Consider the following 13,465-nt stretch of genomic DNA (forward strand, 5'->3'; position numbering starts at 1 on the left):
CGTTTAAGAAGCGTTAGCGGCAGCGGGTGATTCCGCCTTCTGAAACGTTTTGAGCACGGCGTTCGCTAAAATATGAACTCCGGTGAACATCGCGTTCCTGTCAAAGGTCATGTGCGGATGGTGGAGTCCCGGCTGGAGTCCGCAGCCGAGTCCGAGCATGGTTGTTTTGAGATTCGGCACTTTCACGGCGTAAAAATGGAAATCCTCGCCGCCGGTGGTGACAAGCGGTTCATCAAGCTGCTCAGCACCGATGATGTCCGTAATGGCTTCTGCCATGATCGCTTCAGCTTCTTTGTTTTGTGTTGCCGCTGGAAGGCTGTGTTCCTTTTGCAGCTCGATCTTTGCGCCGAATGCGGCGGCGGCGGCCTCACAGGCTCTTTCGGTTTCGGCGATTAACGTCTCCATGGCTTCATTCGTCTGCGCGCGCAAATCAAGGCTGAACGACGCTTTTCCGGGAATGATGTTAGAGCTTTCACCGCCGGCTTGCAGTTTGGTCATTTTGACGGTATGCGGAATTTGCGGGTCAATATGAATGAGTCCGAGCTTATGTAAAAGAAATGCCGCAATTTCGATGCTGTTTTTCCCGAGGTGCGGGCGGGCGCCATGGGCCTCTTCTCCGATTATCGTTCCCTCAATATGCTGGCTTGATCCGTGCAGGATTGAAGGGGCGCAGCGCCCGTTCTGTGTTTCCTGAATCGGACGGACGTGAACGCCGTACAAATAGTCGACATCATCAAGCACGCCTTCTTCTATCATTTTTAAGGCGCCGCCGCCTTTTTCCTCAGCCGGCTGAAAGATAAAACGGATTGTGCCTTTTGGAAGCTCGGGCTGCTTTTTCAACAGCATTAACGTGCCCAGCGCCATTGTCATATGTGAATCGTGTCCGCAGGAATGGTTGGCGCGGAATGTCCCGTTAACTTCCTGCCATAGCGCGTCAATATCAGCGCGCACCGCTACAACGGGCGAGCCTGATCCGATTTCGCCGACAACCCCGGTGCAGTCTGCAAACGTGCGTGTCCGGCACCCTAAATCCTCAAGCTTTTGTTTAAGAAATGCAGTTGTCTCATATTCCTTCCAGCTGACTTCGGGGTTCGCGTGCAGGTGTTCGAAGATATCCATAATGGTTTGTTTCATGTCTTCTGAAAGCTTTCGCATGGTAAGAAATACCTCCTTCTATCAGAATGAATTTTACCTTCTTTACTTTATTTCTATTGAAACAGGAAGATAGGCTGTATATAATATAGCACATATTGCTACTTTTCAGAATAATTAATATTTTCAAACAGAGGGGATGGATCGAAACATGAGTATGCCAGCAGCCGAAACACAGCCTAAGAAAAAACGAACGACATTTAAAATGCCTGACGCCTATGTCCTCTTATTTATGATTGCTTTCATTTGCGCAATCGCTTCATATATTGTGCCGGCGGGTGAATTTGACCGCGTGACAAAGGGGGATGTCACGACTGCTGTTCCGGGAAGCTATCATTCAATTGAACAGTCTCCGGTCAGCCTGATCAGCTTTTTTACTTCTTTACAGGATGGAATGGTCGGATCAGCACCCATCATCTTTCTGATTTTATTCACAGGCGGCACCATTGCCATTTTAGAAAAAACAGGCGCCATCAACGGCTTGATTTACAATGTCATCAGCAAATTCCGCACAAAGCAATTATTATTTATTTGTATTGTCGGCGCATTGTTCTCCATTCTCGGAACAACCGGAATTGTCGTGAATTCAGTTATCGGTTTTATCCCCATCGGCCTCATTGTCGCACGATCCTTAAAATGGGACGCAGTCGCGGGCGCCGCTGTTATTTACATCGGCTGCTACGCTGGATTTAACTCCACCATCTTATCGCCGTCCCCGCTCGGTTTATCGCAATCAATCGCGGAGCTGCCGCTCTTTTCGGGAATCGGCTTGCGTGTTGTGATATACATATGCTTTTTGCTGTCTTCTATTATTTATATCTATCTGTATACGAGAAAATTAAAAAAATCAAAGGATGCCAGTGTGTTAGGAACAAATTGGTTCCCGGCGGCAGGAATGGGTGAAGCGGGTACAGAAGAAGATCAGTCAGTGCCGTTTACCGCTCGCCATAAGCTGATTTTGGCTGTGGCGGGACTGTCGCTGATTGGATTTTTATACGGCGCTTTAAAGCTGGGCTGGTCTGATTCCCAAATGGCTGCGACGTTTATTTTTATTTCTGTCCTTGCCGGTTTAATAGGCGGGCTTGCCGCAAACGATATTGCCAAAACCTTCATTACGGGATGTCAAAGCCTTGTATACGGGGCGCTGATTGTCGGGATGGCGCGAAGCATTTCCGTTATTCTTGAAAATGGCAAGCTTCTCGATACAGTCGTCAATGCTTTGGCTTCGCTTTTGGACGGATTCAGCCCGATTGCCGGCGCGATCGGCATGTATATCGCCAGTGCGCTCCTTCATTTTCTCATCTCTTCAGGGTCTGGAGAAGCCGTTGTATTTATTCCGATACTGGCGCCGCTCGCTGATTTGATGGGGATTACGAGACAGGTTGCGGTGGAAGCGGTTATGCTTGGAGAAGGAGTCGTCAACTGTGTGAACCCGACATCCGGCGTTCTCATGGCGGTGCTTGCCGCCAGCGGCATTCCGTACGTCAAGTGGCTGCGGTTTATGGTGCCGCTTGCTCTGATTTGGTTTTTGATCGGGCTTGTCTTTATTGTGATCGGCGTCATGATCAATTGGGGACCGTTTTAACAATTGCTGCCCGCCGGCTTGCACGGCGGGCTTTTGAGTTATTCATTGCAGAAGCGCAGGCTGTTATTGTAACATGTAAGCCATAAGCCATTCGTAAAAGTGCGGGAGGAAGGTCATGAATAATCTGCGTAATAGACTTTCAGGCGTGAATGGGAAAAATAAGAGAGCAAAAGAAAAAGAACAAAAAATCTGGTCGGAGATTGGGATGATCGCGGGATCGTTTGCGCTCCTTGATGTGATCATCCGCGGCATTATGTTTGAATTTCCGTTTAAAGAATGGGCTGCAAGCCTTGTGTTTTTGTTCCTCATCATCTTATATTACTGCATCAGGGCAGGAGCGTCGGGAATGCTCATGCCGAGAATAGACACCGAAGAAGAACTGCAAAAACGGGTGAAACAGCAGCGAATAGATTCAATTGCGGTCGCCTTTGCGGTAGTGGTGCTTACGATGTACGACAGGGGGATTCCCCATACATTCTTCGCTTGGCTGAAAATGATCCTTCTTTTTATCGTCTGTAGCGGCGTTCTGTTTTTGCTTCGATATGTGATTGTGAAGCTGGTTTACAGAAGAGCGGTAAAAGAAGAAGCAGAGAAGAAATCATCTTAAAAAATAGGTGATTTCTTTTTTATTTGATAGGAATATAGATTTGAATTCACTCTATCAAGTTGTTTAGGCAGAGAGGATGTGATAATTTAAAATGTAAGCGCTAACAAAATTCTCCAGTCTTCACATCAGTTTGAAAGGAGGAGCGGAAGAATGAAGTAAGAGGGATTTTTGACTCCGCAGTAAGTCTGCAAAAATCAAATAAGGAGTGTCAAGAATGTTTCAAAACCGATTCAAAACCTCTTTACTGCCGTTATTCGCTGGATTTTTATTGCTGTTTCATATGGTTCTGGCAGGACCTGCGGCTGCAAATGCTGAAACACAGAACACATCAAATGAACTGACAGCGCCATCGATCAAAAGCGGAACCATTCTCCATGCGTGGAATTGGTCGTTCAATACGTTAAAACACAATATGAAGGATATTCATGATGCAGGATATACAGCCATTCAGACGTCTCCGATTAACCAAGTAAAGGAAGGGAACCAAGGAAATAAAAGCATGTCGAACTGGTACTGGCTGTATCAGCCGACATCGTATCAAATTGGCAACCGTTACTTAGGTACTGAACAGGAATTTAAAGATATGTGTGCAGCCGCTGAAGAATATGGCGTAAAGGTCATTGTTGACGCGGTCATCAATCATACCACCAGTGACTATGCCGCCATTTCCAATGAGATTAAGAGTATTCCAAACTGGACACACGGAAACACACAAATTAAAAACTGGTCGGATCGATGGGATGTCACGCAGAATTCATTGCTCGGGCTGTATGACTGGAATACACAAAATACACAAGTACAGTCCTATCTGAAACGTTTCTTAGAAAGAGCTTTGAATGACGGGGCAGATGGATTTCGCTTTGATGCCGCCAAACATATAGAGCTTCCTGATGATGGGAATTACGGCAGTCAGTTTTGGCCGAATATCACAAACACATCTGCTGAGTTCCAATACGGAGAAATCCTGCAAGATAGTGCCTCCAGAGATGCAGCATATGCGAATTATATGAATGTGACAGCATCTAACTATGGACATTCCATAAGGTCCGCTCTAAAGAATCGTAATCTGAGCGTGTCGAATATTTCCCATTATGCATCTGATGTGGCTGCGGACAAGTTAGTCACATGGGTGGAATCGCATGATACGTATGCAAATGATGATGAAGAGTCCACATGGATGAGCGATGACGATATTCGCTTAGGCTGGGCAGTGATTGCTTCTCGTTCAGGCAGTACGCCTCTCTTCTTTTCCAGACCTGAGGGCGGCGGAAACGGTGTGAGATTCCCGGGGAAAACCCAAATAGGCGATCGCGGGAGCGCTTTATTTGAAGATCAGGCTATCGCTGCGGTCAATACGTTTCACAATGTAATGGCTGGGCAGCCTGAGGAGCTATCGAATCCGAATGGGAACAATCAAATATTTATGAATCAGCGCGGCTCACAAGGTGTTGTGTTGGCGAATGCGGGTTCTTCTTCTGTCAGCATCAATGCTTCAACGAAATTACCTAATGGCAGCTATGATAATAAAGCTGGGACCGGTTCCTTTCAAGTAAGGGACGGTAAACTGACAGGCACGCTCAATGCGAGATCTGTGGCTGTTCTTTATCGTGACGATATTGCAAACGCGCCTCAAGTCTCTCTTGAGAATTACAAAACAGGTATGACACATTTTTTTAATGATCAGCTGACGATTACCCTGCGTGCAAACGCGAATACGGCAAAAGCCGTGTATCAAATCAATAATGGGCAAGAGACTGCGTTTAAGGATGGAGACCAATTAACAATCGGAAAAGGAGATCCGGTTGGGAAAACATACAACATCACATTAACAGGAACGAACAATGATGGTGTAAACAGGACCCAGGTATACAGCTTTGTAAAAAGAGACCCGTCTTCAGCCAAAACCATCGGTTATCAAAATCCAAATCATTGGGGCCAAGTAAATGCTTATATCTATAAACATGATGGAGGCCGGGCAATAGAATTGACCGGATCTTGGCCTGGAAAAGCAATGACTAAGAATGCGGATGGAATTTACACGCTGACGCTGCCTGCTGATACGGATACAACGAACGCCAAAGTGATTTTTAATAATGGCAGTGCCCAAGTGCCCGGCCAGAATCAGCCTGGCTTTGATTATGTGCAAAATGGTTTATATAACGACTCTGGATTAAGCGGTTCTCTTCCTCAATGAGGGCAAGCGATTAGAGAGGAAATCCCAAAAGAAACCATCATAGATGGTTTCTTTTTTGTTCATAAATCAGACAAAACTTTTCTCTTGCAAAAGTTTGTGAAATGTTGCACAATATAAATGTGAAATACTTCACAAACAAACATCAAAGAGAAACATACCCTGGAAGGATGATTAATGATGAACAAACATGTAAATAAAGTAGCTTTAATCGGAGCGGGTTTTGTTGGAAGCAGTTATGCATTTGCGTTAATTAACCAAGCGATCACAGATGAGCTTGTGGTCATTGATTTAAATAAAGAAAAAGCAATGGGCGATGTCATGGATTTAAACCACGGAAAGGCGTTTGCGCCGCAGCCGGTCAAAACATCTTACGGAACATATGAAGACTGCAAGGATGCTGATATTGTCTGCATCTGCGCCGGTGCAAACCAAAAACCTGGTGAGACACGTCTTGAATTAGTAGAAAAGAACTTAAAGATTTTCAAAGGTATCGTCAGTGAAGTCATGGCGAGCGGATTTGACGGCATTTTCTTAATCGCGACAAATCCAGTTGATATTCTGACTTACGCAACATGGAAATTCAGCGGCCTGCCAAAAGAGCGGGTGATCGGAAGCGGCACAACACTAGATTCTGCGAGATTCCGTTACATGCTGAGCGAATACTTCGGCGCGGCGCCTCAAAACGTGCATGCGCATATTATCGGAGAGCACGGCGACACAGAACTTCCTGTTTGGAGCCACGCAAATGTCGGCGGTGTGCCGGTCAGTGAACTTGTTGAGAAAAACGATGCATATAAACAAGAAGAACTTGACCAGATCGTCGATGACGTGAAAAACGCCGCTTACCATATCATTGAGAAAAAAGGTGCGACTTATTATGGCGTTGCGATGAGCCTTGCCCGCATTACAAAAGCCATTCTTCATAATGAAAATAGCATTTTAACTGTCAGCACATATTTGGATGGACAATACGGCGCAGATGACGTGTACATCGGCGTTCCGGCTGTCGTGAACCGCGGCGGAATTGCTGGCATCACGGAGATGAATTTAAATGAGAAAGAAAAAGAACAGTTCCTTCACAGCGCAGGCGTCCTTAAAAACATTTTAAAACCTCATTTTGCAGAACAACAAGTCAACTAATCGCAACTATAGAGTAAAGGGCTGATTGTCAATGTGGGAGCAGTTGTATGATCCGTTTGGAAACGAGTATGTGAGCGCACTCGCGGCGCTCACTCCGATTCTCTTTTTTCTCTTGGCTTTAACTGTCTTTAAAATGAAAGGCATACTTGCGGCGTTTCTTACGCTAGCCGTCAGTTTCTTCGTCTCTGTTTTGGCATTTCATATGCCGGTTGAAAAAGCAATTTCTTCTGTTTTGCTGGGAATCGGGAACGGGCTGTGGCCCATTGGCTACATCGTCCTGATGGCGGTGTGGCTGTATAAAATCGCAGTGAAAACCGGAAAGTTTACCATTATTCGGTCCAGCATTGCCGGCATTTCGCCTGACCAGCGATTACAGCTATTATTAATTGGTTTTTGTTTTAACGCGTTTTTAGAAGGCGCGGCCGGTTTTGGTGTTCCGATTGCCATTAGTGCGGCACTGCTCGTCGAACTTGGTTTTAAACCGCTAAAAGCGGCGGCGCTCTGCTTGATTGCGAACGCAGCCTCTGGAGCCTTTGGCGCGATCGGTATTCCTGTGATCACTGGGGCGCAGATTGGTGATTTGTCTGCTCTTGAGCTGTCTCAGACATTGATGTGGACATTGCCGATGATCTCATTTTTGATTCCGTTTCTGCTTGTATTCCTATTAGACCGGATGAAAGGAATCAGGCAGACATGGCCTGCCCTGTTGGTTGTGAGCGGTGTGTATACAGCGATTCAGACACTGACAATGGCGGTGCTCGGACCGGAATTAGCCAACATTTTGGCGGCTTTGTTCAGCATGGGCGGACTTGCGCTGTTCCTCCGCAAATGGCAGCCGAAAGAGATTTACCGGGAGGAAGGAGCCGGCGAGACTGGTGAGAAAAAGGCATACAGTGCCGCTGACATTGCGAAAGCATGGTCTCCTTTCTACATTTTAACTGCCGCGATCACAATCTGGAGCCTTCCTGCCTTCAAAGCGCTATTCCAAGAAGGCGGGCTGTTAAATCAGACAACACTATTATTGAAAATGCCTTTTCTGCATCAGCAAATTATGAAAATGCCGCCGATTGCGCCATCTGCCATGCCGTTAGATGCAGTCTTTAAAGTCGATCTGTTGTCAGCGACTGGTACAGCGATTTTAGCGGCAGTCATCGTGACAGGGCTGTTCAGCAAAAATTTCTCTTATCGGGATGCCTTTGCTTCCTTGAAGGAGACGGGAAAAGAGCTGTGGGTGCCGATTATCACGATCTGCTTTGTGATGGGATTTGCCAACCTGGCCAACTTCGCAGGGCTCAGCTCTTCAATTGGGCTGGCGCTGGCGAAAACAGGAGACTTGTTCCCGTTTGTCAGTCCGGTTCTCGGCTGGATCGGCGTGTTCATTACCGGTTCTGTCGTCAGCAATAACGCGTTGTTCGGACATTTGCAGGTTGTCACCGGAGCGCAGATCGGTGCGGGTTCTGATTTGCTGTTAGCTGCAAATACGGCGGGCGGGGTAATGGCGAAACTTGTTTCTCCACAGTCTATCGCCATCGCCGCCGCAGCGGTCGGCCAGACAGGCAAGGAATCTAAACTGTTTAAACGGACAGTGGCGTACAGCCTGATTCTGTTATTGATCATTTGTATATGGACGTTTATTCTTGCGAGATTAGGATTGTAATCGAAAAAAAGCAGTACATGCCAGCATGTACTGCTTTTTTGTGTTAATTGGCTTTCTTCGCCATTTCAGCTGTTGTTTTCACTCTGGCTTTTCCCATAAACAAAATGGTAACCGCCGCGAGGACGATTGGAACCAAAGCGAGCAAAAAGACATACGTGATACTTGATGACATGGCGTCAATAATGCGATTCAGGATCGCCTCAGGAATTTGGGAGCGTGTTCCTGCTTGGAAAATCTCCTGCGGGTCGCCGATATTTTGCGCCGCGCCTGAGCCTGCTGAGCCTTTCACGCCGCTGAAGGCGTCGCTCAGCTTGTTTGTGAATACGTTTGTTTGCACCGTTCCGAAAATGGTGACGCCCAGAGTCATGCCGAATGACCGCAAAAATGAATTTGTAGAGTTGGCCGTTCCCCGAAAGCGAGGTTCAAGATCATTCATCGATGCCGCCGGCAGGAGGGAGAAGTTAAAGCCTACGCCAAAGCCAGAAATCATCATAAAGACTGTCAGCCATACCCGTGCCGTCTCCGGTGTCATATTGGATAAAAGCAGCATGCCGATAAAGAAAGCCGTAACAGATATCAGCATCAAATTGCGGAAGCTTGCTTTCGTTTGGAAGATCCCGCCGATCATGCTCCCGATGACTGATCCAATCATCATCGGCGTCAAAATAAAGCCTGCGCTCGTCGCTGAGCTGCCGTATACCGCCTGAACGAAAATCGGAATAAATACCGCTAAAATAATGAATGTTCCGCCATACAGGAAAGCGAGAATCTGTGCTGTGGCAAACAAACGGTTTTTAAACATCCAGAACGAAATGATCGGTTCTTCCGCTTTTCTCTCCACAATAAAAAAGGCAATGAAGAAAACCGCGAATACAATAAACAAGCCAATGATTTGAATGGAATTCCAATCGTATGTTTTGCCGCCTAGCTCAAGGGCGAACATCAGGCATACAATCGATACGACTAAGGTAATCGCGCCGCCCCAGTCAATTTTCTGTTTTCTGTGCTCCAGAGATTCTTTGTAATAGCGAATAATGAAAAACAATGACAATGCGCCGATCGGCACATTGATGTAAAACACCCAATGCCAGTTGATTGAATCTGTAATGATCGCGCCTAACAGCGGCCCAAGAACACTGGATAATCCAAATACAGCACCGAACATGCCGGACATTTTTCCGCGTTTTTCCGGCGGAAACAAATCAAAGATAATGGTAAAGGCAATCGGCAGGAGAGCTCCGCCCCCGATCCCTTGAATGGCCCGGTAAATGATCAGCTGATTCATTGTCTGTGCAATCCCGCATAAAGCCGATCCGATTAAGAAAAAAATAAGTCCAAACAGGAAAAAACGTTTTCGGCCGTACATATCGGAAAGCTTGCCGTAAATCGGCATTCCAGCCATGACCGCCACCATATAAGATGCCGTCACCCAAGCAAATTTATCGAAGCTTCCAAGATCCGCTACGATGCTGCCCATCGCGGTGGCAACAATCGTATTGTCCATTGCGGACATCAAAATGCCCAGCAGGAGACCGAGGACCACAAATTTGGTGGAAGCCTGTTTTGTTGATGTTGTGTCCATTTGTTCTACCTCCTCTTACTTTTCTATGTAAGTTCTGATATCATGATAATAGTTTGATCATTAAATATCTCGATTATCAAGATAAATTCGATTCTATAGGGAGGACTGTCAGTTGTCAACAAGAAATTCCAGAAGTGAGTTGGAAAAGACCGCTGTTCAGATTTTTCGAAAATTGGGCACCAGAACGGTTCTGTTTCATCAGGCAGCCGCTCATGCTCTCGGTCTGTTTCCCACCGATTTGAAATCAGCTGACATTTTAAATGAAGCGGGACCGATGACGGCCGGAGAGCTTGGGAAAAAGACAGGCCTCAGCACAGGTTCAGTCACAGCGCTTGTTGACCGGCTTGAAAAAGCGGGGTATGTGGCTCGTGAAAAGGACCCGAACGACCGCAGAAGAGTCATGATCGTCCCATTGACCGCTTCAAAAAAACATATAAAGGATTTATTCCATTCTCTTTCCGAGTCAACGATGGATTTGTGCCGCGAGTATACGGAAGAGGAACTGGAGCTCATTTTCAGTTTCGTAGACAAAGCGTCCGATATAATGGAGAAAGAGCTTGAACGTTTGAAACAGTAAGCGAAATTGTGCATAGCTTGGCCCGTTCCCGAATAAATTGTACAAGTTAAGTTAGAGAAGGGAGTACGGGCCGGTGAACATTTTTTTGAGCTATATTGTGCTGGGACTGTCCTTGTCTGCGCCTGTGGGACCTGTGAATGCGGCGCAAATAGACAAAGGAATTAAAAACGGTTTTTGGCATGCGTGGATTTTTGGTTTAGGCGCCATGACAGCGGACGGACTGTACATGCTGTTTATCTATTTCGGGCTGTCGCAGTTTTTGACCGCTCCATTCGTGAAAACGTTTTTGTGGCTCTTCGGCTTTTTTGTTCTGACCTATACCGGAATTGAGACGCTGAAAAATGTCAGGGAACCAATGGATGTGCGCAGCTCGCGGGGAAAGCCGTCATTCCGGAAAACGTTCGCTTCAGGTTTTCTCATTTCACTGTCAAATCCATTGAGCATCCTTTTTTGGCTGGGGATTTACGGGAGCATTCTTGCGAAAACAGCGGAGGCCTACAATATGAATCAGCTTCTCATCTATAGCTCCGGCATCATGATCGGCATTTTAATCTGGGATTTTTGCATGGCGATTACCGCCAGTATGTTCAGAAACCTGCTTCATGAAAAGCTATTGAGAGGATTGACCGGAATCGCCGGTGTATCTCTCCTTGTGTTTGGGTTTTACTTCGGCTATCAGGGCATCAAACAGTTATTGGGCTGATTCATGAAGGACAGTCACCCGCCGCCTCCCGTTTTAATATAGTATCCAGATGATACTGGAGGTGGATCAATGGTGAATGGGATTTACACCAAAAGTTTTCTGGAACGTAATCAAGCTGAGCTCCCGGAATGGCAAAGAATCGCTTTTGAGCTTTTGGCAGAAACGCTGGCTGATGACGCGGATACGTTTCCGTGCATTCCCGGACGCCAGGCGTTTCTGACTGACCAGCTGCGCATTGCTTTTGCCGGAGATCCGCGGGAAAACCGCACAGCGGAGGAACTGGCTCCGTTGCTAGCGGAGTACGGCAAGATATCGCGGGACACTGGAAAATACGCATCCCTCGTTGTATTGTTTGATACGCCGGAAGATTTGGCTGAGCACTATTCGATTGAAGCGTATGAAGAGCTGTTTTGGCGTTTTTTAAATAGACTGAGCGAACAAGACGAAAAAGAGTGGCCGGAAGATATTCCGGCCGATCCTGAGCATTATAAATGGGAGTTTTGTTTTGCCGGCGAGCCGTACTTTATTCTTTGCGCAACACCGGGGCACGAGGCGAGAAGAAGCCGGAGCTTTCCTTTTTTTATGATCACGTTTCAGCCGAGATGGGTGTTTGAAGAGTTAAATGGCTCAACCGCTTTTGGCCGCAACATGAGCAGACTGATCCGCTCCCGGTTAAAGGCATACGATCACACTCCGATTCACCCTGAATTAGGCTGGTACGGAGGAAAGGATAACCGTGAATGGAAGCAGTATTTCCTCCGTGATGACGAAAAACAGGTATCGAAGTGCCCGTTTTCTTATTTAAAGAACATGTTCAACAAAATGAAATAAATCAAGAGCTGGCAGGGCGGTCTTTGTGACCCTGCTTTTTTTGATAGATCATGGTTACGACGGCAATGATCGCGAGGAAACCTATGCTCACAAAAAAACCGGGCCGGCTTGATTTTTCAAACAATGTGCCGGACACTGCCGCCGCAATCAGAATCACCGCTAAATAAATTTGCGTTTTCCCTATGCCTTTGGGATCGGTCAGCTTTTTGCTGGAGAACAGGATAAACAGCCAAGTGTATAAAAGCATAAGCCCGGCTGCTGTCGTCATGTGCTCATAAATGTTTTTCGGCAGCACTAAAGACAGAATGATGGATAAAACAAGCCCGGCAAACGTCAGCCCCAGGGCCGGCCAGCAAATTTTTTTGCCTTCCTTTAAGGTGAAGCATTTCGGCGCGTCACCGTCATCTGCCATCGTACAAAGCAATGTCGTAACCGCGAAAAGCGAAGCGACAAGGGTCGAGAACCCGGCGATAATGAAAATCCCGTTAAAAATATCGAGGATAATCTCAAGGTTATGTCCCTTTAACGACGTAATGAACGGGCTGTCCTCTTCTGTAAACGTGCGTAACGGAACCAAAAGCAAAGCCAGCCCGATTGAAATGATATAAACAATCGCCAGTGTCGACAGCATCAGTTTCCCTGATTTAGACGCTTCTTCAGGTTTTTTTAAGTGAACCGCCATCAGCCCCATGACTTCAATTCCGCCAAAGGCGTAAAACGCGTAGATTAAACCTGTCCACAGTCCCATGGCGCCGTATGGGAAAAACTCATTCACCTTGTTTGGAACCTGTACATCAGGCTTTCCGCCGGACAAGATGCCGCATAATGCCAGAATGGCAATCACAATAAACATAAAAATAGCGGCTGTTTTGATGACTGCCAGCACGTTTTCTGTTTTTTCAAAAACGGACAGCCCGGTGAAAATAATGAGAAGCCCGAGTACCGCGTAGATTGAAGCAAACACCCATAACGGCACTTGAGGAAACCAATGCTTCGTAAATAGCGAAATGGCTGTCAATTGGCTTCCGGTAATCAGCATTTCTGATGACCAGTACACCCAGCCGTTGCTGAAGCCTGCCCATTTGCCAAACGCTTTTCGCGCATACGCACAAAACGAGCCTTTTTCAGGCTGTTTCGCCGACAGCTTGGCGAGCTGTTCGAAGACAAAATAAGTGCCGATCCCCGCGATAAGAAATGAGAGGAGAACGGAAAAACCGCTTTTTACAATTGCGATGCTGGACCCGAGAAAAAATCCTGTTCCGATCGTGCAGCCGACTCCGATCAGTGACAGCTGCCACCAAGCCAAATTCCCTTTTTGCTGGTCTTTTTTAGTTTGACTCATAATCATTTCAACCCCTTTTATCTAAGGTTAGATTGCGACCCGCCCGAAGCTTATATACATCGGATTTTTGCCTCTTTTTACATGGAGAAGGCGGT

The 13,465-nt window shown here is 46.7% G+C and carries 11 protein-coding genes; 8 read left to right on the top strand and 3 right to left on the bottom strand.

Going from position 1 to position 13,465, the window contains the following annotated elements; all coding sequences use genetic code 11:
• Positions 1-3: 3 nt before the first annotated feature.
• On the bottom strand, positions 4-1,155 hold the full coding sequence (locus EFK13_RS01900; protein ID WP_129506790.1) for a M20 peptidase aminoacylase family protein: 1,152 nt from the start codon (positions 1,153-1,155) through the stop codon (positions 4-6).
• Between the two features lie 148 nt (positions 1,156-1,303).
• Between EFK13_RS01900 and EFK13_RS01905 the strand changes: the two genes are divergently transcribed.
• From EFK13_RS01905 to EFK13_RS01925, 5 genes are all read left to right on the top strand, one after another.
• The gene (locus EFK13_RS01905; protein ID WP_129506789.1) at positions 1,304-2,737 is read left to right on the top strand and encodes a YfcC family protein; all 1,434 of its coding nucleotides are present in this window, start codon (positions 1,304-1,306) and stop codon (positions 2,735-2,737) included.
• A 115-nt stretch (positions 2,738-2,852) separates the two neighbouring features.
• On the top strand, positions 2,853-3,344 hold the full coding sequence (locus EFK13_RS01910) for a DUF6773 family protein (protein WP_129506788.1): 492 nt from the start codon (positions 2,853-2,855) through the stop codon (positions 3,342-3,344).
• Between the two features lie 214 nt (positions 3,345-3,558).
• A complete protein-coding gene (gene amyE, locus EFK13_RS01915; RefSeq protein WP_129506787.1) occupies positions 3,559-5,538 on the top strand; it encodes an alpha-amylase in 1,980 nt (659 codons plus the stop codon).
• 174 nt (positions 5,539-5,712) lie between these two features.
• On the top strand, positions 5,713-6,678 hold the full coding sequence (locus tag EFK13_RS01920; RefSeq protein WP_129506786.1) for an L-lactate dehydrogenase: 966 nt from the start codon (positions 5,713-5,715) through the stop codon (positions 6,676-6,678).
• Between the two features lie 31 nt (positions 6,679-6,709).
• Positions 6,710-8,335, top strand: a complete 1,626-nt coding sequence (locus EFK13_RS01925) for an L-lactate permease (RefSeq protein ID WP_129506785.1) — start codon at positions 6,710-6,712, stop codon at positions 8,333-8,335.
• 43 nt (positions 8,336-8,378) lie between these two features.
• On the opposite strand, the gene bmr3 is transcribed toward EFK13_RS01925, so the two are convergent.
• Complete coding sequence (bmr3, locus tag EFK13_RS01930) at positions 8,379-9,917, bottom strand: multidrug efflux MFS transporter Bmr3 (RefSeq protein WP_129506784.1); 1,539 nt, start codon at positions 9,915-9,917, stop codon at positions 8,379-8,381.
• 112 nt (positions 9,918-10,029) lie between these two features.
• Here bmr3 and EFK13_RS01935 point away from each other — a divergent pair, with 112 nt between their 5' ends.
• The 3 genes from EFK13_RS01935 to EFK13_RS01945 all read left to right on the top strand — a co-directional run bounded on the left by EFK13_RS01935 (position 10,030) and on the right by EFK13_RS01945 (position 12,028).
• Entirely contained in the window at positions 10,030-10,494 is a 465-nt protein-coding gene (locus EFK13_RS01935) for a MarR family transcriptional regulator (protein ID WP_129506783.1), read from the top strand.
• 73 nt (positions 10,495-10,567) lie between these two features.
• The gene (locus EFK13_RS01940; protein WP_103747627.1) at positions 10,568-11,197 is read left to right on the top strand and encodes a LysE family translocator; all 630 of its coding nucleotides are present in this window, start codon (positions 10,568-10,570) and stop codon (positions 11,195-11,197) included.
• Between the two features lie 69 nt (positions 11,198-11,266).
• Complete coding sequence (locus EFK13_RS01945) at positions 11,267-12,028, top strand: YqcI/YcgG family protein (protein ID WP_129506782.1); 762 nt, start codon at positions 11,267-11,269, stop codon at positions 12,026-12,028.
• 1 nt (position 12,029) lies between these two features.
• Here EFK13_RS01945 and EFK13_RS01950 read toward each other — a convergent pair whose 3' ends face one another.
• Positions 12,030-13,370, bottom strand: a complete 1,341-nt coding sequence (locus EFK13_RS01950) for an amino acid permease (protein ID WP_129506781.1) — start codon at positions 13,368-13,370, stop codon at positions 12,030-12,032.
• Between the last annotated feature and the right edge of the window lie 95 nt (positions 13,371-13,465).

The organism is Bacillus cabrialesii (assembly GCF_004124315.2).
GTDB lineage: Bacteria > Bacillota > Bacilli > Bacillales > Bacillaceae > Bacillus > Bacillus cabrialesii.

Coding starts and splice junctions, on each gene's coding strand:
- EFK13_RS01900 (WP_129506790.1), bottom strand. CDS start 1,155: ATGCGAAAGCTTTCAGAAGACATGAAACAAACCATTATGGATATCTTC.
- EFK13_RS01905 (WP_129506789.1), top strand. CDS start 1,304: ATGAGTATGCCAGCAGCCGAAACACAGCCTAAGAAAAAACGAACGACA.
- EFK13_RS01910 (WP_129506788.1), top strand. CDS start 2,853: ATGAATAATCTGCGTAATAGACTTTCAGGCGTGAATGGGAAAAATAAG.
- amyE (WP_129506787.1), top strand. CDS start 3,559: ATGTTTCAAAACCGATTCAAAACCTCTTTACTGCCGTTATTCGCTGGA.
- EFK13_RS01920 (WP_129506786.1), top strand. CDS start 5,713: ATGATGAACAAACATGTAAATAAAGTAGCTTTAATCGGAGCGGGTTTT.
- EFK13_RS01925 (WP_129506785.1), top strand. CDS start 6,710: ATGTGGGAGCAGTTGTATGATCCGTTTGGAAACGAGTATGTGAGCGCA.
- bmr3 (WP_129506784.1), bottom strand. CDS start 9,917: ATGGACACAACATCAACAAAACAGGCTTCCACCAAATTTGTGGTCCTC.
- EFK13_RS01945 (WP_129506782.1), top strand. CDS start 11,267: ATGGTGAATGGGATTTACACCAAAAGTTTTCTGGAACGTAATCAAGCT.
- EFK13_RS01950 (WP_129506781.1), bottom strand. CDS start 13,370: ATGAGTCAAACTAAAAAAGACCAGCAAAAAGGGAATTTGGCTTGGTGG.